The following is a 23,150-nucleotide window of genomic DNA, read 5'->3' as shown; positions in this document are numbered from 1 at the left end:
TTCCCGTACGCCCGGCTTTCTCATCCGGCGTTCAGGAAGCCGCCCCGGTACGCCGCGATCACCGCCTGGGTGCGGTCCCGGGTGCCGGTCTTCGCGAGCACGGCCGCCACGTGCGTCTTCACCGTGGCCGGTCCCACGTCCAGGCGCCGGGCGATCTCCGCGTTGGCCAGCCCCGCGGCCATGAGCCGCAGCACGTCGCCCTCGCGGCCGGTGAGCCGGCTCACCCAGGGCGCGGGCGGGGCGTCCGCCCGGGCGTGCTCGGCCGCGAGGGCCCGTACCGCCGACGGGAACAGCAGGCTGTCGCTGCGGGCGACCAGCCGTACCGCCTGCACGAGGGTGTCGGCGTCGGACCGCTTGAGCAGGAAGCCCGCGGCGCCGGCGCGCAGGGCGTCGTACACATAGGAGTCGTTCTCGAAGGTCGTCACGACGACGATCCGCGGCGGGTCCGCCATCGTGCCGACGATCCGCTCGGTGGCCCGGATGCCGTCGGTCCCGGGCATCCGGACGTCCATGAGCACGACGTCGGGCCGCAGCTCCCGGACCACGGACACGGCCTCGGCGCCGGTCGCCGCCTCGCCGACCACATCCAGGCCGGGCTCGGCGGCGAGGATGGCGCGCAGGGCGGTGCGGACCATGCGCTCGTCGTCGGCGAGGACGATCCGGATGGCGGGCTGGGGCATGGGGGTTCCTCACGGTCGGGGTGCGGAAGGGCCGCCGGGGCGGCCGGGGTCACGGGGTGCCGGTGCGGTCACGTGGTGCCGAGGGGCAGGAGCACCCGCAGCCGCCAGAGTCCGCCGGCGGCCCCCGCGTGCGCGCTGCCGCCCAGCAGCCGCACCCGGTCGGCGATGCCGGACAGCCCGTGGCCGCCACCGGGACGGCGGGGGGCCGGGGCGGTGGCGAGAGGGTTCTCCACGGTGATCTCCAGCCGGCCGCCGGCGCTGCCGATCCGTACGCTGACCGGTTCACCGGCGTGCTTGAGGGCGTTGGTGAGGCCCTCCTGCACGATCCGGTACGCCTCACGGGAGACCAGCGGGGGCAGCGTGGCGGGGTCGGTGCCGACGACGGCCGTCACCCGCTGCCCGGCGGCGCGGGTGCGGCGCAGCAGCCCGTCCAGGTCGGCGGCGAGGGTCGGGGCGGGAGCGGTGCCGGGCGCGTCGCCGTCCCGCAGCACGCCCAGGACGGCGTCGAGTTCCCCGACCGTGCGGCGGGTGGTGTCCTCGATGGCGGCGAGCGCCTCCCGGACGAACCCCGGGTCGGTGTCCAGCAGCCGGCGGGCGGCGCTCGCCTGGAGGGTGACCGCGCTCAGGGCGTGGCCGACGGAGTCGTGCAGCTCACGGGCGAGCCGGTTGCGCACGGCGAGGTCGGCGGCGCGGGCCTCGGCGGCGGCCAGCCGGTCCCGCGGGCTGGGCCCGAGCAGCACGGGCGCCCAGCGGGCCAGCAGCGCCCCGCAGCCGGCGGCACAGGCGGCGAGCGCCAGCAGCATGGCCACACCGGCGACCGGCGTGAGGGCCCGCACCCACCACGCGTCGAGCGCTCCGGGCAGCCCGAGCCGGGTGCCGCCCAGCCAGGCGAACGGCGGCAGGACGATCAGGAAGACCGCGAGCGACGGTACGGCCAGCGACATCCCGGAGACGATCCCGCCGAGTCCCAGGTGGAGCGTGAACCAGGCGGCGGTGCGCGCCCGTTCGCCCCGGGTCCGGGCCGGACCGTGGGCCAGGGCGTCCCCGTCGGTCCCGCACAGGGCGCGGACCGCACCGGACTCCAGCGGGCGGGTCGGCGGGAACAGGGAGGTGACGGCCGCGACCGGCAACCCGATGGCGAACGAGGCCAGTTGGAGCGGCAGCGAGGTGAAGACGCCGGCGGAGCCGGTGAACGGCCCGAGGATCACCGAGCCGAGGAAGACGTACGGCATGGCGAGCGCACCGCCCAGGATCAGATGCACCCAGCGCCGCCGCGCCCGCCGGCCGAACAGGGACACAGTCGAGGCGGTCATGGCCGAAGGTTCCCGCACGGACGGCCGATCCGCGTCCTGCCCCGTGACGATCTCCCTCCCCCGAGGGGAGGAGACCCGCCCCGCCCCGGCTCACCGCCCGCCGGTCCGCCCGGCTCACCGACCGCCGGTCCGGGCCTCCAGGATGAGTACGACCTCCTCGATCTCACGCCCGCGCGCGTCGGCGAACCCCCGCGCCCGGGCGGTCTCGTGGAACCCGCACTTCTCCAGCACGCGCAGCGAGCCGGCGTTGTCGGCCGCCGCACGCGCGTACAGCGGCCGTTCGGGAACCTCGGCGAGCAGGGCCCGCAACGCGGCCGTCGCCACGCCCCGGCCCCAGTACGCACGGTCGATCCAGTACGTCACCTCGCGCTCGCCGGCCACGCCGTAGACCGCCGCGGTGCCGGCCACCGTCCCGTCGGCCACGACCGTGCGCAGCACGTGGGAGGTGTCCCGCAGGCGCTTCCAGTAGTCCCGGAAGGCGCCCGGGCCGCCGAGGTCCGCCGGGCCGAACGCGGCCATCCGGGCGGCCTCCGGGTCGGTCATCTGCCGGTGGAACTCCGGCAGGTCACTGTCCCGGACGGCCCGCAGCGCGATCTCCATGGCTCCGAGCCTACGATCCGGACCCGTGCTCCGGAGAGCTCAGAGCCTGCGCGTCGCCAGCGTCAGCCGGTCCCGCGCGTCGAACAGCGCGTCCTTGATCATCTGCTCGTGCGCCGGGGTCAGCCGGGCCACCGGGACCGAGCAGCTGATGGCGTCCCGGGCGGGCGTGCGGTAGGGGATGGCGACACCGAAGCAGCGCAGGCCCAGCGTGTTCTCCTCGCGGTCGACGGCGAAGCCCTGCTCCCGGACCTGGTGCAGCTCCTCGATGAGCTCCTCCCGGTCGGTGAGGGTGTTCTCGGTGAGCGCGGGCAGCGTCTCCGGCAGCAGCTTGCGCACCTGCTCGTCCGGGTAGCTGGCCAGGATCGCCTTGCCGAGGGAGGTGGAGTGGGCCGGCAGCCGGCGGCCGACCCGGGTGAAGGGCCGCAGGTAGTGCTGGGACTGGCGGGTGGCCAGGTAGACCACGTTGGTGCCGTCGAGCCGGGCCAGGTGGATGGTCTCCGTGGTGTCGTCGGAGAGCCGGTCCAGGGTCGGGCGGGCGGCGGCCACCACCTCGTCGCCGTCGATGTACGACGTGCCCACGAGCAGCGCCCGCACCCCGATGCCGTATCGCGTGCCCGTGGCGTCCGTCTCCACCCAGCCCAGCTCCACCAGCGTGCGCAGCAGCATGTACAGACTGGACTTCGGATAGCCCACGGCCTCCTGCACGGCCGCGAGGGAGTGCATACCGGGCCGTCCGGCGAAATATTCGAGCAGTTCCACGGTCCGTACCGCGGACTTGACCTGCGCCCCGCCCCCTGCGTCGGCTGCCGTCATCGCCCTTGACCCCTTCGTTCGACGAGGACCTGAGATATATAGTCTCCGAGCAGCGTATTCATCATCAGAGACAGTGTTCAGTATATCGAACGCGACTGATGGGTGAACCGGATAGTTCTGGGACAGTGCGGCCTTTTATGGGAGGGACCCGCGGTGGCAGCAGCACCAGTCTGGAGTGTCGACCCGCGCACCGGGAAGCAGCGTGAACAGGTTGCGGTGGAGGCCACAGCCGAGGAAGTGGACGAGGCCGTCCGGGCGGCCCACGCCGCGCGCGGCGCCCTCGCCGACCGCGCGGTCCGCGCCGCCTTCCTGCGCTCCGCCGCCGCGGGCCTGGACGCGGCCCGGGACGGCCTGGTGGAGACCGCCGACGCCGAGACGGCGCTCGGCCCGGCCCGGCTGACCGGCGAACTCGCCCGTACGACGTACCAGTTGCGGTCCTTCGCCGGCATCGTCGACGAGGGCGCCTTCCTCGACGTCGTCGTGGACCACCCCGACGACACGGCGACCCCGCCCGTCCCGGACCTGCGCCGCTACAAGGTGCCGCTCGGCGTCGTCGCCGTCTACTCCGCCTCCAACTTCCCCTTCGCCTTCTCCGTCGCCGGCGGCGACACCGCGAGCGCGCTGGCCGCGGGCTGCCCGGTCGTCGTCAAGGCCCACCCCGACCACCCGGCCCTGTCCGAGCTGGTCGCCAAGGTGCTGCGCCGGGCCGCCGCCGAACACGGGATCCCCGAGGGCGTGATCGGGCTGGTGCACGGGTTCGAGGCGGGCGTCGGGCTGATCGGGCACCCGCTGGTCGCCGCCGCGGGCTTCACCGGTTCGGTACGGGGCGGACGGGCCCTCTTCGACGCCGCCGCCGCGCGCCCGGTGCCGATCCCCTTCCACGGCGAACTGGGTTCGCTGAACCCGGTCCTGGTGACCGAGGCCGCCGCGGCCGAGCGGGCCGAGGAGATCGGCGGCGGCCTCGCGGGGTCGATGACCCTCGGCGTCGGCCAGTTCTGCGTCAAGCCCGGCCTGGTGCTGGTGCCGTCCGGCGGGGCGGGCGACCGGCTGGTGAAGTCCCTGACCGACGCCGTCAGCGACACCGACGCGGGAGTGCTGCTGGACCACCGCATGCGGGACAACTTCCTCGCGGGCGTGGCCGAGCGCGCGCAGCTCCCGGACGTGGACTCCCCGGTCACCCCGGGCGCGGGCGGCGAGCACGCGGTCAGCGCGGGCTTCCTCACCGTGCCGGCGCAGCGGCTGGCCGCGGAGGGCGCGTACGACCTGCTGCTGGAGGAGTGCTTCGGGCCGGTGACCGTGGTGGCCCGCTACGCCGACGAGGACGAGGCGAGGACCGTCCTGTCGCGGCTGCCGGGCAACCTCACGGCGACGGTCCAGCTGTCCTCGGACGAGGCCGCCGGCCGCGGCCGCGGCCCGGAGCTCCTCGCCGAGCTGACCCCGCTGGCCGGGCGCGTGCTGGTCAACGGCTGGCCGACCGGTGTCGCCGTGGCACCGGCCCAGCACCACGGGGGGCCGTACCCGGCGACCACCTCCACGTCCACCTCCGTGGGCGGTACGGCCATCGAACGGTGGCTGCGGCCGGTCGTCTACCAGAACGCGCCCGAGGCACTGCTGCCGGCCGAGCTGCGGGACGACAACCCGCTGGGCCTTCCGCGGCGGTTCAACGGGGCGTTGCAGCGGTAGGGCCCAGGGGGCGGCGGTTCAGGAACAGCGTCAGGGCGAACAGGGCCGCGGAGCCGGCCAGGCTCGCCCGCAACCCCGCCTCGAAGCCGTCGTTCACCAGCGCCCCGAACACCGCGATGCCCAGTCCGCCGGCCACCTGCCGTGCCGCGTTGAGCACCCCGGCCGCCAGTCCGGTCCGCTCGGCCGGCACGGCGTCCATCATCACCGCCGTCAACGGCGGGACGGTCAGCGCGCAGCCGAGCGCCATCGGCACGAGGAGCACGGCCACCACGACGGCGGACGTGCCGGCGTCGACGTACAGCAGCCCCAGCAGGCCCACCGGCGTCAGTGTCTGCCCCACCAGCATCGGCAGGCGCGGGCCGTACCGTCCGGCCAGCTTCCCGGACACCACGTTCGTCACCGGGATCAGTCCGGACATCGGCAGGAACATCAGCCCGGCGAACAGCGCCGAACGGCCCTGCACCTGCTGGAAGAAGAGGGCGAAGACGAACACCGTCCCGTAGAACGCCACGCTGCACGCGGCTCCCGTCGCGACCGCCACGCGCACCGCCCGGTCCCGGAACAGCCCGAGCGGAACGACCGGATGCGGCTGCCTGCCCTCGATCCGCACGAACACGGCGCCGGCCACCACGGCCACGGCGAGGGCCGCGGCGCCCGTCGCGCCGCCCTCGATCACCGCGAACGTCAGGGCGGCCAGGGCGACCACGGCCGTCAGCTGCCCGGGTACGTCCAGCGGCGCCGGCCGGCGGACCGAACGCGGCGCCCGCAGCAGCAGGAGCAGGGCGAGGACACCCAGCGGCAGGTTGATGAAGAAGATCCCCCGCCAGTCCCAGGCCGTGGTCAGCGCGCCGCCCGCCACGGGGCCCAGCGCCACCGCGACCGAGCCGCCGGCCGCCCACAGGGACACGGCCCCGGCCCGCCGCCCGGGGTCGGGGCAGGCCTGCCGCACCAGGGACAGCGAGGCGGGCAGCACGACGGCCGCCGCCGCGCCCTGCACCACCCGCGCGCCGATCAGCGCCGGGAGGTCCGGCGCGAGACCGCAGGCGGCCGAGGCGAGCGCGAACACCGTGATGCCCAGGGCGTAGGCCCGACTCGCCCCGGCCCGGTCCGCGAAGGCCCCGGTGGACAGCATCAGGGCGGCGAAGACCAGCGTGTAGGAGTCCACGACCCACTGCAGCCCGGACAGCCCGCCCCCGAGCGCGGAGCCGATCGAGGGCAGGGCCACGGTCACCACGGAGGCGTCGAGGGTGATCAGCGCGAAGCCGAGCACGGCGGCGACCAGGGTGGGAGTGCTGCTGGGCGGCGCCAAATCAGTTGATTGTGAGGGGAGTTGTGGTGTGCGCGTGGTGCTGTTCGTTGACATGCCCCCCATGCTGCTGATCTTTCCCGGCGTACAGTAGTGACCTGAATGCCATGCATCCGGAGGTTCTGGCCATGCTGCGTGTCGCGGTCGTCGCGTCCCCGCCCGTGTCGATGTTCAACCTCGCCATCCCCGAGCTGCTGTTCGACAAGGTGCGGGTCGACGGAGAGCCGGGCTACCAGGTGGTGATCTGCGCGCCCGACCCCGGGCCCGTGCCCACCACCGGCGCGCTGGCGCTCCATGTGCCGCACGGCCTGGAGGCCCTGCGGGAGGCGGACACCGTGATCGTCGCCGGCACCGGCGAGCCCTTCGCCCCGGACCCGCGGGTCCTGGAGGCCCTGCGCGAGTCCGCCGCGACGGGCGTACGCATCGCCTCCATCTGCTCCGGCGCCTTCTCGCTCGCCGAGGCCGGCCTGCTCAAGGGCCGCAAGGCCACCACCTACTGGGAACACGCCGAGGAGATGCGCCGCCGCCACCCCGACGTCGACGTCCGGGGCGATGTCCTCTACGCGCAGGACGGCCAGTTCCTGACCTCCTCCGGCTACGCCGCCGGCATCGACCTGTGCCTGCACATCATCCGCACCGACTACGGCGCCGCCGTCGCCAACGAGGTCGCCCGGCTCGCCCTGGTCGCGCCGGTCCGGCCCGGCGGCCAGACCCAGTTCACCCGGACCCCGCTGCCGCCCGAGCGCGGCACCGCCTGCGCCGACACCCGCGGCTGGGCCATGCGCAACCTGGACAAGCCCCTCACCCTGACCGACCTGGCCCGGCACGCCGGGGTCTCCGTCCGCACCCTCACCCGGCGCTTCCACGCGGAGAGCGGGGTCAGCCCGCTGCAGTGGCTGCTGCACCAGCGCATCGAGCGCGCCAGGGAACTGCTGGAGACCACCCGGCTGCCCATGGACCAGGTGGCCGCCGCCAGCGGTCTCGGCACCGCAGACTCGCTCCGCGCCCACCTGGTCCGCCGCACCGGCCTCACCCCGAGCGCCTACCGCGCCCAGTTCAGCAGGCACACGGCCGCGTCCGCCGCGGGAATGAAGCAGCCTGCTTGAACGTTCACGCATCGGCGGGGGGAAGGCCCCCGCACCCGTACGACCTGGAGAGAGCCGAAGACATGCGCGTCGAGATCTGGAGCGACATCGCCTGCCCCTGGTGCTATGTGGGCAAGGCCCGCTTCGAGAAGGCGCTCGCTGCCTTCCCGCACCGCGACGAGGTCGAGGTGGTGCACCGCTCCTTCGAGCTGGACCCGGATCGCGCCAAGGGCGACGTCCAGCCGGTGATCACCATGCTGACCAGGAAGTACGGCATGAGCGAGGCGCAGGCCCAGGCCGGCGAGGACAACCTGGGCGCCCAGGCCGCCGCGGAGGGCCTGGACTACCGCACGCGGGACCGCGACCACGGCAACACCTTCGACATGCACCGCCTGCTGCACCTGGCCAAGGAGCACGGCAGGCAGGACCAGCTGATCCAGGCCTTCTACCGGGCCAACTTCGCCGAGGAGCGGTCCGTCTTCACCGAGGGCGACGAACGCCTGGTGGAGCTGGCCGTCGGGGCCGGACTGGACGAGGGGGCCGTCCGCGCGGTGCTCGCCGACCCGGACGCCTACGCCGACGCGGTCCGCGCCGACGAGCGGGAGGCCGCCCAGCTCGGCGCGAACGGGGTGCCCTTCTTCGTCCTCGACCGGGCGTACGGCGTCTCCGGTGCCCAGCCCGCCGAGGTCTTCACCCAGGCGCTCACCCAGGCCTGGGGCGACCGCTCCCCGCTGCGGCTGGTCGGCGGGGGTGACACCGAAGCCTGCGGCCCGGACGGGTGCGCGGTCCCGCAGAACCACTGAAACCGCAGGTCGGCGAGGTCGTATAAGCGTTCCTAAGGGAAACCACGTAAAGAATCGCAATGGACGGGTAGTTCCCTGGGACGCAGAGTGGACCCATGGACACCACGGAGACGTTCGACAGCCTCGTCCGCGCCGAGTTCCGCCCGAAGAGCATCTATCTCAACACCGCGAGCAACGGCCTGCTGCCGGCCCGCACCGTCGCCGCCCTCCAGGAGGCGGCACTGCTGCGGGCCGAGGGCCGGCCGCTGACCCCGCTGTACGAGGACGTGGAGACGAGCCGGGCCGTGTTCGCCCGGCTCGCCGGCGTCCCGGCCACCCGGGTCGCCGCGGGCGCCTCGGTCGCGGCGCACACCGGCGTGATCGCGGCCTCGCTGCCCGCGGGTGCCGAAGTCCTCACCGCCGAGGACGACTTCACCTCCGTGCTCAACCCGTTCCACGTCCGCGGCGACCTCAAGGTCCGCACCGTCCCGCTGGAACGGATCGCCGAGTCCGTCCGGCCGGGCACCGCACTCGTCGCGGTCAGCGCCGCGCAGTCCGCCGACGGCCGGGTCGCCGACCTGTCCGCCCTGCGCGAGGCCGCCCGCGCCCACGGCACCCGCACCTACGTCGACTTCTCCCAGGCCGCCGGCTGGCTGCCGATGGACGCCGGCGCGTACGACTTCACCGCGAGCGTCTCCTTCAAGTGGCTGCTGGGCCCGCACGGCGCGGCCTTCCTCACCGTGCCCGAGGACTTCGGCGGACTGTCCCCGCTGCTCGCGGGCTGGGTCGCGGCCGAGCGGCCGTGGGACAGCTGCTACGGCCCGGTGGCCGAACTCGCCCGCTCCGCGCGGCGCTTCGACCTCACCCACGCCCTGTTCACCTTCGCCGGCCTGCGCCGCTCCCTGGAACTCGTCGAGGAACTCGGCGTGCCGGCGATCCACGCCCACGACGTCGCCCTCGCCGACCGGTTCCGCGCGGGTCTCGCCGACCTCGGCCACGAGCCGGTGCCCGCACCCGGCTCGGCGATCGTCTCGGTCCCCGGGCTCGGCTCCCGGCAGCCCGCCCTGAGCGAGGCGGGCATCGAGGTCTCCGACCGCGCGGGCAACCTGCGCGCGGCCTTCCACGTCAACAACACGGCCGCGGACGTGGACCGCCTGCTGGACGCCCTGTCCGGCTGACACGACCGGGCCGGGGCCTCCCGTCCCACACGAGGAGGCCCCGGCCCGGTGGCTCACGGGCGCTTCACCGGGGCGAAGCGCCGGACGCCGTCATCGGCTCACCGCACGGGAGTGAAGTCCCGCGCCCCGATGAAGTCCGGCCGCCGCACCGGCGCCGCGAACGGCTCGACGGCGGTGTTCTCCACGCTGTTGAAGACGATGAAGACATTGCTGCGCGGGAACGGCGTGATGTTGTCGCCGGAGCCGTGCATGCAGTTGCAGTCGAACCAGGTCGCCGAACCGGCCCGGCCGGTGAACAGCCGGATCCCGTGCTCGCTGGCGAACTTGGTCAGCGCCTCGTCCGACGGCGTGCCCGCGTCCTGCATCTGGAGGGACTTCTTGTAGTTGTCCTTCGGCGTCTCCCCGGCGCAGCCGAGGAAGGACCTGTGCGAGCCGGGCATGATCATGAGCCCGCCGTTGGTGTCGAGGTTCTCGGTCAGCGCGATCGAGACGGACACCGTGCGCATGTTCGGCAGGCCGTCCTCGGCGTGCCAGGTCTCGAAGTCCGAGTGCCAGTAGAAGCCGCTCGCGCCGAAGCCCGGCTTGACGTTGATCCGGGACTGGTGGACGTACACGTCCGAGCCGAGGATCTGCCGGGCGCGGCCGACCACGCGCGGGTCGCGCACCAGCTTCGCGAACACCTCGCTGATCCGGTGCACCTCGAAGACCGAGCGGATCTCCTTGGACTTCGGCTCGACGATGGAGCGCTCGTCGGCGCGGATCGCCGGGTCGGTGACCAGCCGCTCCAGCTCACGCCGGTACACCTCGACCTCGTCCGGGGTGATCAGCTGGTCGACGGCGAGGAAGCCGTCGCGCTCGTAGGACTGGAGGTCGGCCGTCGCGATCGGGCCGGGCGCGTCCGGGGAACCCCACACGACCGGGTCCTGGCGGGGGACGGTCACCTCGCCGGCGCCGCGGGTGGGGTACAGGTCGGTGACAGTGGTCATGGGTGTCACACCTCCTCGGGCTCGGTGAGCAGCGGGTAGACGCCGTTCTCGTCGTGGTCCTCCCGTCCGGTGACCGGCGGGTTGAACACGCAGAGGCAGTGGAAGTCCTCCTTGACACGCAGCGTGTGCCGCTCGTGCCCGTCGAGGAGGTACATGGTGCCGGGCGTGATGGTGTGCGTCTCGCCGGTCTCGTGGTCGGTGAGTTCGGCCTCGCCCCTGGTGCAGACGACGGCCTCGATGTGGTTGGCGTACCACATCGACGTCTCGGTCCCGGCGTACAGGATGGTCTCGTGCAGGGAGAAGCCGACCCGCTCCTTGGCGAGGACGATCCGCTTGCTCTCCCAGGTCCCCGACTTGGCCTTGACGTGCCGGTCGGTGCCTTCGATGTCCTTGAACGATCGGACGATCACGTGCTGTGTCTCCTCCTTGCGATGCGGGCGGTTCAGACGGTTTCGCGGACGGCGCGGGAGAGGACGCTGAGACCCTCGTCCAGCTCGTCGGGCGTGATGGTCAGGGCGGGCAGCAGCTTGACGACCTCGCTCTCCGGGCCGGACGTCTCGATGAGCAGTCCGAGCTCGAAGGCGCGCCGGGCGACCCGTGAGGCGCGTGCCTTGTCGTGGAACTCCAGGCCCCAGACCAGGCCGCGGCCGCGGTACTCCTTGACGTCGGCGAGGTTCTCCTCGGTGATGGAGACGAGTGCCTGCTCGACCTGTTCGCCGCGGGTGCGGGTCTGCTTCTCCATGGCCGAGCCGTCGGTCCAGTACGTCTCCAGCGCGGCGGTGGCGGTGACGAAGGCGGGGTTGTTGCCGCGGAAGGTGCCGTTGTGCTCGCCCGGCTCCCACACGTCCAGCTCCGGCGCGAACAGGCACAGCGACATCGGCAGCCCGTAGCCGCTGATCGACTTCGACACCGTGACGATGTCGGGGGTGATGCCCGCCTCCTCGAAGGAGAAGAAGGCACCGGTACGGCCGCAGCCCATCTGGATGTCGTCGACGATCAGCAGCATGTCCTGCCGCTCGCACAGCTCCTTCAGCGCGCGCAGCCACTCGGGCCGGGCGACGTTGATGCCGCCCTCGCCCTGCACGGTCTCCACGATCACCGCGGCCGGCTTGTTCAGGCCCGACCCCTGGTCCTCCAGCAGCCGCTCGAACCACAGGAAGTCCGCGACCTGGCCGTCGAAGTAGTTGTCGAACGGCATCGGCGTGCCGTGCACCAGCGGAATGCCCGCTCCGGCCCGCTTGAAGGCGTTGCCGGTCACGGCGAGCGAGCCCAGCGACATGCCGTGGAAGGCGTTGGTGAACGACACGATCGCCTCGCGTCCCTTCACCTTCCGCGCCAGCTTCAGCGCCGACTCCACCGCATTGGTCCCCGTCGGGCCCGGGAACATGACCTTGTACGGCAGATCACGCGGACGCAGCACCAGATCCTGGAAGGTCCGCAGGAAGGTCCGCTTGGCCGTGGTCGACATGTCGAGGCCGTGCGTGACGCCGTCCCGTTCCAGATAGTCGAGCAACGCCCGTTTCAGCACCGGGTTGTTGTGGCCGTAGTTGAGTGAGCCGGCACCGGCGAAGAAGTCGAGGTACGCATGGCCGTCCTCGTCGTACATCCGGCTGCCCCGCGCCTGGTCGAAGACGGTGGGCCAGTTGCGGCAGTAGCTGCGCACCTCGGACTCGAGGGTCTCGAACACGCTGAGGTCGGGCTGGGTGATGGTCACGGTGATTCGCTCCTCAGTGGGGGGTGGAGTCGGTCAGCGGGCCTATGCGGTACAGGACTTCGGGGTCGTGCGGGCCGTCCGGGAACAGCTCGGCGCCGAACAGCACCTCGCGCTCGACCTGTGCGCCGTGCCGGGCGGCGAACGAGGTGAACAGGCGCTCGGAGGCGGTGTTGCCGGGGGTGATGGTGGTCTCCACCTCCGTGATGCCGCGCTCGGTGACGAGCCGTGCGGTCAGTCCGTCCAGCAGCTTTGCGGCGATGCCGTGACCCCGGTGGGCGGAGTCGACGGCCACCTGCCAGACGAGCAGTGTCCGGGGGTGGTCCGGTCGCACATAGCCGGTGATGAAGCCGACCGGCTCTCCGTCCGCACCGCGCGCCACCGCCGAGGTGCCGGCGAAGTCCCGGCACCACAGCAGATAGCTGTACGAAGAGTTCAGGTCGAGGGTTTTCGAGTCCTTGGCGAGACGCCAGAGCGAGGCTCCGTCGGTCATCGCCGGTCGGTCGATGAGAAGGTCTGCGGGTGCGGCAGTCATGCGGCACGAATTTAGCGAGGCAAATTCGAAAATGCACGGGAGTCGACGCGGCACTGCTCCAGCGACTGAGTGAAATGTCCGCCTTGCCCTATGGAAAATGGGGGCAAATCGCCCCCGCTGTGGAGTGTGTCACAGCCGGAAGCGCCCGGGAAATCTGCCGGAAAACTCCCCCGTTTAGCCCTGCAAAAAGCGGGCAGAAGAAGACGGGAAGCTATCGTACGGGAAATTGGCGGGAATTGTGAAAGTGAATTGAATTCGGTGTTCGCCGGTTCTCCGGGCGGAAGGTTTCCCGGGGCGCGGCCCCCGGGAAACAAGGCCCTAACGCCAGGCGTCCTCCGCGGCCCGGCGGGCGGCGGCCGGATCCACCGTCAGACCCTTCTCGGCGAGAGCAGTGCCGAGTGCCGCGAGGGAACCCTGCACCGCGCCCGGGGTCGCGTCGGGCCCGTAGTGGTTGACCCGGATCATCTCCTTGGCCAGGGCGCCGCCACCGGCCGCCAGCGGCAGCGCCGGGTCGCTCGACAGCGCACGCGCCACCAGTTCCGAGGCCACCGCACCGGACGGCACCCGCAGCGTCGTGGCGACCGGTGCCGCGTCCCGCTCCTGGCGCACATACGGCTCCAGGCCCCCGCCCAGCGCCACCGCCCCGGCCCGCGTGGCCAGCGCGGCACTGCGGTGCCGGGCCATCACCGTCTCCGGGCCGGCCGACTCGATCCGCTCCAGGCACGCCTCCAGCGCCAGCATCTCCAGCTGCGCCGGAGCGTGCGGCAGCGCCTTGCGGCCGGCGTCGGTCCAGCGCTCCTTCCAGTCCAGGAGGGAGAGGTAGGACCGGCGCGGGGCGTTCGGATTGGCGGCCATCCGGGCCCACGCCCGCTCGCTCACCGAGATCGCCGAAACGCCCGCCGGGCCGCCCATCGCCTTCTGTGCTCCGATCACGCACAGGTCCACGCCCCACGCGTCCGGCAGCACCGGCTCCGCGCCCACGGAGGCCACCGCGTCCAGGTAGAAGAGGGCGCCCTGCTCCCGTACCGCCTCGCCGATCTCCGCGACCGGGTTGGTGTTGCCGGTCGCCGCCTCGGCGTGCACCAGCGACACGAAGTCGATCTCCGGATACCGGGCGAACGCCTCGCGGATCTCCTCGGCCGTCACCGCCGTGTGGAAGGGGACGGAGAGGTCGTGCACGGTGGCGCCGGCGTCCCGGAGCCAGTTGCCGAAGGTCTGGCCGTACGGGCCCGTGATCACGTTCAGGGCCACCGTGCCCGGACCGGCCGCCGCGCGGATCGCGCCCTCCAGCGGCAGCAGTGCCTCGCCCTGGGTGATCAGGACGTCCTGCCGGGTGTCCAGCAGCCGGGCCACCGCGTCCTCGATGGCGGCGAAGCGCTCGGCACTCAGCGGGGGCAGGTCGAGGAAGGGGTGGGTCACGGCGGTGCTCTCTTCGCTCTCGGAGGGTCGGCTCCACCGATCTTAGGTCGAAAGGCTTCGTAACCATGGGTTTGATTTGAGAGACTCAAACCCTTCCTTATAATCGGAAGCCACAGTTCCCCACAGGAGATCTCCCCATGAAAACGCTCGCAGGGCGCCGGGCCCGCCTTCTGGCCGCCACCACCACGACCGCCGCGCTCGTGCTCGTCGTGGCCGGCTGCTCCTCCAGCGACTCGGGGAGCGGCAAGACCACCGTCAAGGGCGTCCACCTCGCCAAGGCCGGTCAGCTGACCACCTGCACCCACCTGCCGTACCCGCCGTTCCAGTCGGAGATCGACGGCAAGGTGCAGGGTTTCGACGTCTCCCTCATCGACCTGGTCGCCAAGGACCTCGGCGTCAAGCAGCAGATCCTCGACACGCCCTTCGAGAACTTCAAGACCGGCGCCTTCCTCAACTCCGGGCAGTGCGACCTGGCCGCCGCCGGCATGACCATCACCGCCGAGCGCAAGAAGAACGTCGACTTCTCCGACCCGTACTTCGAGGCCACCCAGGCCGTCCTGGTCGACAAGAGCAGCGGCGTGAACTCGCTCGCCGACGTCAAGGCCAAGGGCAAGAAGCTGGGCGCCCAGGCACAGACCACCGGCGAGGACTACGTCAAGGGCAAGGGCTACGACCCGATCTCCTTCGAGTCCTCCGACGCCGTCCTCAACGGCCTGCGCACCGGCCAGGTCCAGGCCGTCGTCATCGACTACCCGGTCGTCCAGGGCTGGCTGAAGGACAAGGCCAACGCGGACAAGTTCAAGGTCGTCGACAACCTCAAGACCGGTGAGCAGTACGGCTTCACCGTGAAGAAGGGCAACAAGGCGCTGCTGGACGCCGTCAACAAGGCGCTCAAGACCGCCAAGGCCGACGGCACCTACAAGAAGATCTACGAGCAGTGGATCGGCCCGTACGACGCCTCCGTCGCCTCTCCCGCCGCCTCATGACCGATACGGACGTAGACCTCCAGCCGAAGAAAAAGGGACTGACCAGGCGCCAGAAGCGCAGCCTGTCGCGCGGCGTGCAGTACGCCGTCTTCGCCGCCGCCGTGATCGCGTTCGCGGTCTCGGCGGACTGGGACCGGCTGCAGAACCAGTTCGCCCAGGCCGACATCGCCAAGCAGATGTTCCCGGACGTCATCACGCTGGCGCTGAAGAACACCGTGCTGTACACGCTGTCCGGCTTCGTCGTCGGACTCGTCCTCGGCATGGTCATCGCGCTGATGCGGCTGTCCTCCGTGGGCCCGTACCGCTGGCTGGCGGGCGTCTACATCGAGATCTTCCGCGGCCTGCCCGCGCTGCTGATCTTCATCTTCGTCGGCGTGGCCGTCCCGCTCGCGTTCCCGGGGACGGAGATCCCGGGCGGGACCTATGGAAAGGTCGCCCTCGCGCTCGGCCTGGTCTCGGCCGCCTACATGGCCGAAACCATCCGCGCCGGCATCCAGGCCGTGCCCAAGGGGCAGATGGAGGCGGCCCGTTCGCTCGGCTTCTCACCGGCGAAGGCGATGGTCTCGATCATCATTCCGCAGGCCTTCCGGATCATCCTGCCGCCGCTCACCAACGAACTCGTCCTGCTCTTCAAGGACTCCTCGCTGGTGCTGTTCCTCGGCGTCACCCTGGAGGAGCGGGAACTGTCCAAGTTCGGCCGGGACCTCGCCAGTACGACCGCCAACTCCACGCCGATCCTGGTCGCGGGCCTGTGCTACCTGCTGGTCACCGTCCCGCTCAGCTTCGTCGTCCGCCGTATGGAGTCCAAGGCCCAGGAGGCGATCCGGTGAGCCGCCCCGAGATCGAGGTACGCGGACTGCACAAGTCCTTCGGCGACAACGAGGTGCTGCGCGGCATCGACCTGGAGATCGGCCAGGGCGAGGTCGTCTGTGTCATCGGCCCCTCCGGCTCCGGCAAGTCGACGCTGCTGCGCTGTGTGAACCTGCTGGAGGAGCCCACCGAGGGCCAGGTCTTCGTCGGCGGCACCGAGGTGACCGACCCGGACGTCGACATCGACGCCGTACGCCGCCGCATCGGCATGGTCTTCCAGCAGTTCAACCTCTTCCCGCACCTGAGCGTCACCGAGAACCTGACGCTGCCGCAGCGCCGCGTCCTCGGGCGGGACAAGGCGGCCGCCGCGCGGATCGCTGCCGAGAACCTGGCCCGGGTCGGCCTCTCGGAGAAGGCGGACGCCTACCCGTCCTCCCTCTCCGGTGGCCAGCAGCAGCGCGTGGCCATCGCCCGCGCGCTCGCCATGGGCCCCGAGGTGATGCTCTTCGACGAGCCGACCTCCGCCCTCGACCCCGAGCTGGTCGGCGACGTCCTCGCCGTCATGCGCATGCTCGCCCGGGAGGGCATGACGATGATGGTCGTCACCCATGAGATGACCTTCGCGCGCGAGGTCGCCGACCGGGTCGTCTTCATGGACGGTGGTGTGGTCGTCGAGGACGGCAGCCCCGGGCGGGTCATCGGCGACCCGCAGCACGAACGCACCCGGCACTTCCTCTCCCGCCTCCTCGACCCGGCGATGGCCGAGGTGGAGGAGGAGACCTCCGACCAGGTGGGGAAGTCCGGCGAGTAGCCCGCTCACCAGGGCCTCTCGTGCGGACCGGGCCCCCGGGCCCGGCACGGTCCGAACGGGAGGCCCTAAGGTGCGGTACATGAGCGATCGCACGGTGCTGCACGTGAAGGGCCGGGTCCTGGCGGGGCCGGACGACGTCCGTGACGGACTGTGGGTGGTGGGCGGCCGGGTCTCCTACGACCGCCCCGCCGGTGCCCGGGACGTCCGGACCGTCGAGGGCTGGGCGCTGCCCGGCCTGGTCGACGCCCACTGTCATGTGGGCCTCGACGCGCACGGCCCGGTCGACGCGGAGACCGCCGAGAAGCAGGCACTCACCGACCGGGAGGCCGGCACCCTGCTGATCCGCGACGCGGGCTCGCCCTCCGACACCCGCTGGGTCGACGACCGGGACGACCTCCCGAAGATCATCCGCGCGGGCCGGCACATCGCCCGCACCCGCCGCTACATCCGCAACTACGCCTGGGAGATCGAGCCCGACGACCTGGTGGCGTACGTCGCCCAGGAGGCCCGGCGCGGCGACGGCTGGGTCAAGCTGGTCGGCGACTGGATCGACCGCGACCTCGGCGACCTGTCTCCCTGCTGGCCCCGCGAGGCGGTGCGGGCGGCCATCGCCGAGGCCCACCGGCTCGGCGCCCGCGTCACCGCCCACTGCTTCGCCGAGAGCTCCCTGCGCGACCTGGTCGAGTCGGGCATCGACTGCGTCGAGCACGCGACGGGCCTCACCGAGGACCTGATCCCGCTGTTCGCAGAGCGGGGCGTCGCGATCGTCCCCACCCTGGTCAACATCGCCACCTTCCCCCGGCTCGCGGACGGCGGCGACCAGAAGTTCCCGCGCTGGTCGGCCCATATGCGCCGGCTGCACGAGCGGCGCTACGACACGGTCCGCGGCGCCTACGACGCGGGCATTCCGGTCTACGTCGGCACGGACGCCGGCGGCTCGCTCGCCCACGGCCTGGTCGCCGAGGAGGTCGCCGAGCTGGTCACGGCCGGCATTCCGCCCGTCGAGGCCCTCTCGGCGACGAGCTGGGGCGCCCGCGCCTGGCTCGGCCGGCCGGGTCTGGAGGAGGGCGCCCCGGCCGACCTGGTGGTGTACGAGGCCGATCCCCGGGCGGACGTACGGGTGCTCGCGGCGCCGCGACGGGTGGTGCTCAACGGACATGTCATCGAGTAGATGTGCCCGTGATTCGAATCGGCGTGCTGATTATCCACGTTTGAGTGAAGTGACCCAGGAACGCTGACCGTTCACCCGCAGTGCGTACAAGGTTGACGGGTCCCAAGCATGTCCCGTCTGGGGGGTCCCACCGCCTTGAACAGCAACAACTTCCGTATGCCCGCACGCCGCCTCGCCGCCCTCGCGACGGTCACCGCCCTCACCGCGGCGCCCGTGGTCCTGGGCGCGGGCGCGGCGCACGCCACCGGCGCGCACGGCCGCGCATCCGCCGTCGTCCTGCGCACCGGGCTCGACGTGTCCCTGCTCGACAAGACCGTGAACGTCCCGCTCGCGGTCACCCTGAACGAGGTCCAGGCACCGCACAGCGCCGACAGAACCGCGCTCTCCGCCCGGCTCGACGGCATCAACGGCGGCAAGCCGTTCACCGTCCTCGGCGCGGACGTCGCCGAGGCCAGGGCCACCGTCACGGCGAAGCGCGCCGAGGGCTCGGTCCGGCTCGCCCACGCCAAGCTGCACGTCCCCGGCCTGCCCCTGCTGTCCCTGATCGAGGCCGAGACGATCACCGCGAAGGCCACCTGCGAGGCCGGCAGGGCACCGGCCGCCGCCGCGGACGTCCTCGGCACCGTCACCGTCCTCGGCAAGCGTGTCACGCTCACCGCCGGCGGCCCGACCGAGGTGAAGGTCCCCGGCGTCGGCGAGGTCCGCCTCGACCTCGCCCAGCGCACCACCACGACCCGTACGGCCGCCGCCACCGCCCTCGAACTCAAGGTCTCCGTCAACCCGTTGAAGCTCAACGTGGCCGACGTCGAGGGCACCGTCACCCTGGCCAGGGCCACCTGTGAGTCCCCGGCGGTCCCGCCCACCGGGAAGCCGGTGCCGAGCCACGACCCGGCCGCCGACGTCCGCCCGCAGGGCGCCCCGGCCCAGGCCGACCTCGCGGAGACCGGCGGCAGCTCGGCGACCCCCTATCTCGCGGGCGGCGCGCTGGCCCTGCTGCTGGCCGGCGGGGGAGCGGTGACGGTGGCCCGCCGCCGCAAGGGCTGACGTCCCCCCGGCCGCTCCCGTCCGGCGTCACCCCGGATAGGGAGCGGCCTCCCGGCCCGCCCGGAGCGTGGCGGACCACCAGGCCAGCTGGTCCAGCAGGGCCTTGGCGTACCCCGGGGCCTCGGTGTCGAGCGGCTCGCCGTCCTGCCAGGCGGTGAAGTAGTTCGGGAAGGCCAGTCCGTCGCGGACGGTCACCGCGTGCAGTTCGCTCAGCACGTTCTCCAGGTGCAGGACGGCGTGCCGGCCGCCGGCCGCGCCGCCGTAGCTGACGAACGCGACGGGCTTGGCCGTCCACTGGGTGAAGTGCCAGTCGATGGCCGCCTTCAGGGAGGCGGGGTAGCTGTGGTTGTACTCCGGGGTGACGACGACGAACGCGTCGGCCTCCTCCAGGGCCGAGGTCAGCGCGGCCATCCCGGCGGGCCGGGGGTAGCCGGCGCCGGCGAACTTCGGCGGGGCGGCCGGCAGCGCCAACGGCAGTTCGATGTCGGCGAGATCGACGACGTCCACCTCGAACCCGCCGTGGGTCCGGGCCTGTTCGGCCACCCATGAGCCCACGACCGGACCGAACCGGCCCTCCCGGACGCTTCCGACGATGATCAGCAGCTTGTGCGTGGTGTTCTCCATGCCGACCACGATCGAGCCCCGGGCTCCCGGTAGCCAGGCCGGGCTCAGGCTGGCCCCCGCAGGGCCACGCTGAGCCCTCCACCGGAGCCGGAGGGCCCCACTACCCTCGCCCCATGGGCACACCACTGGGGGACTTCGTCCGGACCAAGCGCGACAGCATCCAGCCGGAGACGCTGGGGCTGCCGGAGCGCGGCCGCCGCCGGTCGCCGGGACTGCGCCGGCTGGACCTGGCCGCGCGGGCCGGGATCAGCGTCGAGTACCTGACCCGGATCGAGCAGGGCAGGGACCGCAACCCCTCGATCGCGGTGATCAACGCCCTCGCGGACGCGCTCAGCCTCGATGCGGCGGAGCGCGGCCATCTGCGCTACCTCGCGAAGATCACCGGCGGCGAGTGCACCGCGCACGCCCGCCCGGCCCCGCCCCGGCGGGACGTCCGCCCCTCGGTCCTGCGGACCCTGCACCTGCTGGAACCGGGCATCGCCGTGGTCACGAACCGGCTCGGCGACATCCTCGCCCACACCACCGGCTACGCGACGCTGACCGGCGGCACCGGGCTGCTCGACGCCCACGCCCACGCCGGCGACGGCGACGGCGTCCCGAACCTCACCCGGTACGTCTTCACCGATCCGCGCGCCCGCGCGTTCTTCGCCGACTGGGACGACGTCGCCGACGAGCAGGCCTTCGACCTGTGGCTCGGCCCGTCCGTCGAGAACTCCGAGTGGCTCAGCGCGGAACTGGCCCCCGTGGCCGGCCCCGACTTCACCAGCCGCCTGAACCGGCATGTGGTGCCGCGGCGGGGAACACTCCGGCTGAACCACCCGGCGGGCCCCGGACTCCGGCTCACCCGCGAGACGCTGGACGTCCCGGCGGACGCCCAGCAGATCGTGGTGTTCCTCCCGGCCGACGAGGAGACGGAGACGGCCATCGCCCGCCTCCGGGAACGCCCGAGACTCAGAGCGATCTCGTAACCGCCTCGGCCGCGCAGGGCTCGGGCTCTTGGGCGGTGGTGTGCCCGTAGTCCGGCCTCTCAGCCAGGCGGGACGGGTGGGGCGGTGGGCGGAGTGAGGGCCGCCGACAGGGCCTTCAGGAAGGCGTTCACCGTCGCGCGGTCCCGCACGGCCACCCGTACCCACTCCGCACCGAGCCCCGGAAACGTGTCCCCACGCCGCACCGCGTAGCCGAGGTCGCGCAACCGCCGCCGTACCCCGGCCGCGTCCGGCACCCGGATCAGCACGAACGGCCCCTCCGCGGGCGCCACCACCCGTACCCCCCGGTCGGCGAACGACGCCAGCCCGGCCACCAGATACGCCCGGTCCGCGGAGATGCGGTGCGCCGCGTGCCCCGCCTCGGCCAGCGCCCGCGGCGCCACACACGCCCGGGCCGCGGCCAGCGCCGGCGTGGACACCGGCCACAGCGGCTGCGCCCGCTCCAGCTCGGCGATCACCTCGGGCGCGGCCAGCACGTACCCGATGCGCAGCCCGGCCAGCCCCCACGTCTTGGTGAGGCTGCGCAGCACGACCAGCCCCGGCACGTCGGTCCGCCCGGCCAGCGCCGCCCGCTCACCCGGCACGGCGTCCATGAACGCCTCGTCCACCACCAGCGTCCGCCCCGGCCGGGCCAGTCGTTCGACCGTCTCCGCCGGATGCAGCACCGACGTCGGATTGGTCGGGTTGCCGATCACGACCAGATCGGCTTCCTCCGGCACGGCCGCCGGATCCAGCCGGAACCCGTCCTCCTCCCGCAGCAGCACCCGTTCCACGGTGTGCCCGGCGTCCCGCAGCGCGGCCTCCGGCTCCGTGAACTGCGGATGCACCACCACCGGCCGGCGCACCTTCGACGCGCGGGCGAGCAGCACGAACGCCTCCGCGGCCCCCGCCGTCAGCAGCACCCGCTCCACCGGCAGCCCGTGCCGCGCCGCCACCGCCGCCCGCGCGGCCCGCCCGTCCGGGTAGGCCGCGAGGGACGACAGGGACCCGGCGATCTCCTCCCGCAGCCAGGCCGGGGGCGTGTCGGCGCGGACGTTGACGGCGAGGTCCACCAACTCGGCCCCGTCGTCCCGCACTTCGGCGTCCCCGTGATGCCGCAGATCCAGCCCGGCCGCGCCGGTGTCCTCAGTGCGCATGACTGTGCGAGTGCCCCCCGTGATGGTGGTGCCCGTGCCCGTGGTGGTGACCGTCGTCGTCCGGGTGGAAGTGCGGCTGCTGCGGCAGCCCGACCTTGTCCTCGAAGCCCGGCAGCGCGATCCGGTACACGCACGAGTCGCAGTTCATCCGCAGATCGCCCTTGACGGCCTCCGCGTACCGCTCCATCACCAGGTCCAGCAGCTCCGGCTCGGGCCCGATGACATCGGCCGACCGCACCTCGGTCCCCGGGTGCGCGGCGGCCCACTCCTCGGTCTGCCGCCGCACCCGGTCCGGCAGGATCCCGGTGAACAGGAAGTAGGGCAGGACGACGACCCTGCGCGCCCCCAGCGCCACGCACCGGTCCAGGCCGCTCGGCACGTCCGGCGCCGCCAGCGACACGAACGCCGTCTCCACCCCGGCGTACCCGCGGCCCTCCCACAGCAGCCTGGCGGCCTTGTACACCTCGGCGTTGGCGTCGGGGTCGGTGGAGCCGCGCCCGACCATCAGCACGGTCACCTCCGAGCGGTCCAGGTCGCCCAGCGCCTCGTCCAGCCTCCGCTCCAGCACGTTCAGCAGCGCCGGGTGCGGGCCCAGCGGGCGGCCGTAGGTGTACGAGATGCCCGGGTGCCGCTCCTTCTCGCGGGCCAGCGCGGCCGGGATGTCACCCTTGGCGTGCCCGGCGGACACCAGCATCAGCGGCACCGCGGCGAACCGGCGCACCCCCTGCTCGACCAGCTCGGTGACGGCCTCGCCCAGCGGCGGCGGGGACAGCTCGATGAAGCCGCCCGCGACGGGCAGCTCGGGGTGGCGGCGGCCCAGCTCCCGGACGAAGTCGCGGAACGCCTCGGCTCCGGCGTCGTCACGGGTGCCGTGTCCGGCGATCAGCAGGGCGGGCGGCGTGGTCACGGGGTCTCCTCAGACGAAACGGGGTGATACAGCAGGGCGTTGAGCGCGGCGGAGGCGACCGCCGACCCGCCCTTCTCGGACACGTTGCTCACGGCGGGCAGCCCGCTCGCGCGCAGCGCCTCCTTGGACTCGACCGCGCCGACGAAGCCGACGGGCAGGCCGATGACGAGCGCGGGGGAGGCGTCCAGGGTCAGCAGCTCCTCCAGGGCGGTCGGGGCGTTGCCGATCACCCACAGGGCGCCGGGCCCGACCTGTTCGTAGGCGAGCCGGATCCCGTGCGCCGAACGGGTCAGTCCGGGGCCGGCCGTGGCGTCCCCGAGCCGGCAGACGGTCTCCCGGCGCGTGATGCCGGCGCCGACCATCTCGACGTCCACGACGACCGGCGCCCCGGCGTGCAGCGCGGCGTGCGCCTTCACCAGGTCGTCCTCGGCCATGACCAGGTCGGTCGCGTACTCCAGGTCGGCCGCGGAGTGGATGACCCGCTCCACCACCGCCCGGGTCAGCGGCGGGAAGTGCGAGGTGTCCAGGCGGGTGCGCAGCCGCCGGTAGGACTCCTGCTCGATGGGATGGACCACACGGGCCAC

The 23,150-nt window shown here is 72.7% G+C and carries 24 protein-coding genes; 10 read left to right on the top strand and 14 right to left on the bottom strand.

All coding sequences use genetic code 11. From position 1 onward, the window contains the following. Window positions 1–20: 20 nt before the first annotated feature. From FHS34_RS33160 to FHS34_RS33145, 4 genes are all read right to left on the bottom strand, one after another. The gene (locus FHS34_RS33160; protein ID WP_184972394.1) at window positions 21–680 is read right to left on the bottom strand and encodes a response regulator transcription factor; all 660 of its coding nucleotides are present in this window, start codon (window positions 678–680) and stop codon (window positions 21–23) included. Between the two features lie 68 nt (window positions 681–748). Beyond that, the gene (locus tag FHS34_RS33155; RefSeq protein ID WP_184972392.1) at window positions 749–1,993 is read right to left on the bottom strand and encodes a sensor histidine kinase; all 1,245 of its coding nucleotides are present in this window, start codon (window positions 1,991–1,993) and stop codon (window positions 749–751) included. Window positions 1,994–2,107: 114 nt separating this feature from the next. Continuing rightward, entirely contained in the window at window positions 2,108–2,593 is a 486-nt protein-coding gene (locus FHS34_RS33150) for a GNAT family N-acetyltransferase (RefSeq protein WP_184972390.1), read from the bottom strand. Between the two features lie 39 nt (window positions 2,594–2,632). Further along, window positions 2,633–3,406 carry an IclR family transcriptional regulator gene (locus tag FHS34_RS33145; RefSeq protein WP_184972388.1) on the bottom strand — a complete coding sequence of 258 codons (774 nt, stop codon included), beginning with the start codon at window positions 3,404–3,406 and terminating at the stop codon, window positions 2,633–2,635. 153 nt (window positions 3,407–3,559) lie between these two features. Between FHS34_RS33145 and FHS34_RS33140 the strand changes: the two genes are divergently transcribed. Beyond that, the gene (locus tag FHS34_RS33140; RefSeq protein ID WP_184972386.1) at window positions 3,560–5,089 is read left to right on the top strand and encodes an aldehyde dehydrogenase (NADP(+)); all 1,530 of its coding nucleotides are present in this window, start codon (window positions 3,560–3,562) and stop codon (window positions 5,087–5,089) included. On the opposite strand, the gene FHS34_RS33135 is transcribed toward FHS34_RS33140, so the two are convergent. Beyond that, window positions 5,067–6,452 carry an MFS transporter gene (locus tag FHS34_RS33135; RefSeq protein WP_184972384.1) on the bottom strand — a complete coding sequence of 462 codons (1,386 nt, stop codon included), beginning with the start codon at window positions 6,450–6,452 and terminating at the stop codon, window positions 5,067–5,069. The genes FHS34_RS33140 and FHS34_RS33135 overlap by 23 nt on opposite strands. 50 nt (window positions 6,453–6,502) lie before the next feature. Between FHS34_RS33135 and FHS34_RS33130 the strand changes: the two genes are divergently transcribed. The 3 genes from FHS34_RS33130 (at window position 6,503) to FHS34_RS33120 (ending at window position 9,440) form a co-directional block, all read left to right on the top strand. Continuing rightward, the gene (locus tag FHS34_RS33130; protein WP_225817748.1) at window positions 6,503–7,501 is read left to right on the top strand and encodes a GlxA family transcriptional regulator; all 999 of its coding nucleotides are present in this window, start codon (window positions 6,503–6,505) and stop codon (window positions 7,499–7,501) included. Between the two features lie 62 nt (window positions 7,502–7,563). Continuing rightward, window positions 7,564–8,283, top strand: coding sequence for a DsbA family oxidoreductase (locus FHS34_RS33125; protein ID WP_184972383.1), 720 nt, complete (start codon window positions 7,564–7,566; stop codon window positions 8,281–8,283). A 95-nt stretch (window positions 8,284–8,378) separates the two neighbouring features. Further along, the gene (locus tag FHS34_RS33120; RefSeq protein WP_184972382.1) at window positions 8,379–9,440 is read left to right on the top strand and encodes an aminotransferase class V-fold PLP-dependent enzyme; all 1,062 of its coding nucleotides are present in this window, start codon (window positions 8,379–8,381) and stop codon (window positions 9,438–9,440) included. A 98-nt stretch (window positions 9,441–9,538) separates the two neighbouring features. On the opposite strand, the gene thpD is transcribed toward FHS34_RS33120, so the two are convergent. The 5 genes from thpD to FHS34_RS33095 all read right to left on the bottom strand — a co-directional run bounded on the left by thpD (window position 9,539) and on the right by FHS34_RS33095 (window position 14,091). Continuing rightward, window positions 9,539–10,426, bottom strand: coding sequence for an ectoine hydroxylase (gene thpD, locus FHS34_RS33115; RefSeq protein WP_184972381.1), 888 nt, complete (start codon window positions 10,424–10,426; stop codon window positions 9,539–9,541). A gap of 5 nt (window positions 10,427–10,431) precedes the next feature. After that, window positions 10,432–10,836 carry an ectoine synthase gene (locus FHS34_RS33110; RefSeq protein WP_184972380.1) on the bottom strand — a complete coding sequence of 135 codons (405 nt, stop codon included), beginning with the start codon at window positions 10,834–10,836 and terminating at the stop codon, window positions 10,432–10,434. A gap of 32 nt (window positions 10,837–10,868) precedes the next feature. After that, window positions 10,869–12,140: a diaminobutyrate--2-oxoglutarate transaminase gene (gene ectB / locus FHS34_RS33105; protein WP_184972379.1), complete on the bottom strand. Its 1,272-nt coding sequence runs from the start codon at window positions 12,138–12,140 to the stop codon at window positions 10,869–10,871. A 13-nt stretch (window positions 12,141–12,153) separates the two neighbouring features. Beyond that, the gene (ectA, locus tag FHS34_RS33100) at window positions 12,154–12,672 is read right to left on the bottom strand and encodes a diaminobutyrate acetyltransferase (RefSeq protein ID WP_184972378.1); all 519 of its coding nucleotides are present in this window, start codon (window positions 12,670–12,672) and stop codon (window positions 12,154–12,156) included. Window positions 12,673–12,990: 318 nt separating this feature from the next. Next, window positions 12,991–14,091, bottom strand: a complete 1,101-nt coding sequence (locus FHS34_RS33095) for a pyridoxal-phosphate-dependent aminotransferase family protein (RefSeq protein WP_184972377.1) — start codon at window positions 14,089–14,091, stop codon at window positions 12,991–12,993. 137 nt (window positions 14,092–14,228) lie between these two features. Between FHS34_RS33095 and FHS34_RS33090 the strand changes: the two genes are divergently transcribed. From FHS34_RS33090 to FHS34_RS33070, 5 genes are all read left to right on the top strand, one after another. Further along, entirely contained in the window at window positions 14,229–15,077 is an 849-nt protein-coding gene (locus tag FHS34_RS33090) for a transporter substrate-binding domain-containing protein (RefSeq protein ID WP_184972376.1), read from the top strand. After that, complete coding sequence (locus FHS34_RS33085; protein WP_184972375.1) at window positions 15,074–15,907, top strand: amino acid ABC transporter permease; 834 nt, start codon at window positions 15,074–15,076, stop codon at window positions 15,905–15,907. The genes FHS34_RS33090 and FHS34_RS33085 overlap by 4 nt, the downstream gene beginning before the upstream one ends. Further along, entirely contained in the window at window positions 15,904–16,698 is a 795-nt protein-coding gene (locus FHS34_RS33080) for an amino acid ABC transporter ATP-binding protein (RefSeq protein ID WP_184972374.1), read from the top strand. Before FHS34_RS33085 ends, FHS34_RS33080 begins: the two co-directional genes overlap by 4 nt. Window positions 16,699–16,777: 79 nt before the next feature. Beyond that, the gene (locus tag FHS34_RS33075) at window positions 16,778–17,869 is read left to right on the top strand and encodes an amidohydrolase family protein (RefSeq protein ID WP_184972373.1); all 1,092 of its coding nucleotides are present in this window, start codon (window positions 16,778–16,780) and stop codon (window positions 17,867–17,869) included. Between the two features lie 135 nt (window positions 17,870–18,004). Continuing rightward, window positions 18,005–18,913, top strand: coding sequence for an SCO1860 family LAETG-anchored protein (locus FHS34_RS33070; RefSeq protein ID WP_184972681.1), 909 nt, complete (start codon window positions 18,005–18,007; stop codon window positions 18,911–18,913). Window positions 18,914–18,940: 27 nt separating this feature from the next. Here the strand turns inward: FHS34_RS33070 and FHS34_RS33065 are convergent, their stop codons facing one another. Continuing rightward, window positions 18,941–19,537, bottom strand: a complete 597-nt coding sequence (locus FHS34_RS33065; protein WP_184972372.1) for an NADPH-dependent FMN reductase — start codon at window positions 19,535–19,537, stop codon at window positions 18,941–18,943. Between the two features lie 113 nt (window positions 19,538–19,650). Between FHS34_RS33065 and FHS34_RS33060 the strand changes: the two genes are divergently transcribed. Then, entirely contained in the window at window positions 19,651–20,505 is an 855-nt protein-coding gene (locus tag FHS34_RS33060) for a helix-turn-helix domain-containing protein (RefSeq protein ID WP_184972371.1), read from the top strand. A 59-nt stretch (window positions 20,506–20,564) separates the two neighbouring features. On the opposite strand, the gene cobC is transcribed toward FHS34_RS33060, so the two are convergent. Genes cobC through FHS34_RS33045 form a run of 3 tightly spaced genes read right to left on the bottom strand, consistent with a single transcriptional unit; the run spans window position 20,565 to window position 23,150 of the window. Further along, window positions 20,565–21,659, bottom strand: coding sequence for an Rv2231c family histidinol phosphate aminotransferase CobC (gene cobC, locus FHS34_RS33055; RefSeq protein WP_184972370.1), 1,095 nt, complete (start codon window positions 21,657–21,659; stop codon window positions 20,565–20,567). Then, window positions 21,649–22,566 carry a sirohydrochlorin chelatase gene (locus tag FHS34_RS33050; protein WP_184972369.1) on the bottom strand — a complete coding sequence of 306 codons (918 nt, stop codon included), beginning with the start codon at window positions 22,564–22,566 and terminating at the stop codon, window positions 21,649–21,651. The genes cobC and FHS34_RS33050 overlap by 11 nt, the downstream gene beginning before the upstream one ends. After that, the gene (locus FHS34_RS33045) at window positions 22,563–23,150 is read right to left on the bottom strand and encodes a precorrin-8X methylmutase (protein ID WP_184972680.1); all 588 of its coding nucleotides are present in this window, start codon (window positions 23,148–23,150) and stop codon (window positions 22,563–22,565) included. The genes FHS34_RS33050 and FHS34_RS33045 overlap by 4 nt, the downstream gene beginning before the upstream one ends.

Origin of the sequence: Streptomyces echinatus, assembly GCF_014203595.1 — a bacterium.
Classification (GTDB): domain Bacteria; phylum Actinomycetota; class Actinomycetes; order Streptomycetales; family Streptomycetaceae; genus Streptomyces; species Streptomyces echinatus.
The sequence above is the reverse complement of the archived record's forward strand: the minus strand, read 5'-3'. Positions and strand labels throughout refer to the sequence as shown.

What these genes read in the sequence shown, in the direction of transcription:
- FHS34_RS33145 (WP_184972388.1), bottom strand. Translation starts at nt 3,406, where the DNA reads ATGACGGCAGCCGACGCAGGGGGCGGGGCGCAGGTCAAGTCCGCGGTA.
- ectA (WP_184972378.1), bottom strand. Translation starts at nt 12,672, where the DNA reads ATGACTGCCGCACCCGCAGACCTTCTCATCGACCGACCGGCGATGACC.
- FHS34_RS33150 (WP_184972390.1), bottom strand. Translation starts at nt 2,593, where the DNA reads ATGGAGATCGCGCTGCGGGCCGTCCGGGACAGTGACCTGCCGGAGTTC.
- FHS34_RS33135 (WP_184972384.1), bottom strand. Translation starts at nt 6,452, where the DNA reads ATGTCAACGAACAGCACCACGCGCACACCACAACTCCCCTCACAATCA.
- FHS34_RS33090 (WP_184972376.1), top strand. Translation starts at nt 14,229, where the DNA reads ATGAAAACGCTCGCAGGGCGCCGGGCCCGCCTTCTGGCCGCCACCACC.
- FHS34_RS33120 (WP_184972382.1), top strand. Translation starts at nt 8,379, where the DNA reads ATGGACACCACGGAGACGTTCGACAGCCTCGTCCGCGCCGAGTTCCGC.
- FHS34_RS33065 (WP_184972372.1), bottom strand. Translation starts at nt 19,537, where the DNA reads ATGGAGAACACCACGCACAAGCTGCTGATCATCGTCGGAAGCGTCCGG.
- FHS34_RS33085 (WP_184972375.1), top strand. Translation starts at nt 15,074, where the DNA reads ATGACCGATACGGACGTAGACCTCCAGCCGAAGAAAAAGGGACTGACC.
- thpD (WP_184972381.1), bottom strand. Translation starts at nt 10,426, where the DNA reads ATGACCACTGTCACCGACCTGTACCCCACCCGCGGCGCCGGCGAGGTG.
- FHS34_RS33075 (WP_184972373.1), top strand. Translation starts at nt 16,778, where the DNA reads ATGAGCGATCGCACGGTGCTGCACGTGAAGGGCCGGGTCCTGGCGGGG.
- FHS34_RS33160 (WP_184972394.1), bottom strand. Translation starts at nt 680, where the DNA reads ATGCCCCAGCCCGCCATCCGGATCGTCCTCGCCGACGACGAGCGCATG.
- cobC (WP_184972370.1), bottom strand. Translation starts at nt 21,659, where the DNA reads ATGCGCACTGAGGACACCGGCGCGGCCGGGCTGGATCTGCGGCATCAC.
- FHS34_RS33060 (WP_184972371.1), top strand. Translation starts at nt 19,651, where the DNA reads ATGGGCACACCACTGGGGGACTTCGTCCGGACCAAGCGCGACAGCATC.
- FHS34_RS33155 (WP_184972392.1), bottom strand. Translation starts at nt 1,993, where the DNA reads ATGACCGCCTCGACTGTGTCCCTGTTCGGCCGGCGGGCGCGGCGGCGC.
- FHS34_RS33130 (WP_225817748.1), top strand. Translation starts at nt 6,503, where the DNA reads ATGCATCCGGAGGTTCTGGCCATGCTGCGTGTCGCGGTCGTCGCGTCC.
- FHS34_RS33125 (WP_184972383.1), top strand. Translation starts at nt 7,564, where the DNA reads ATGCGCGTCGAGATCTGGAGCGACATCGCCTGCCCCTGGTGCTATGTG.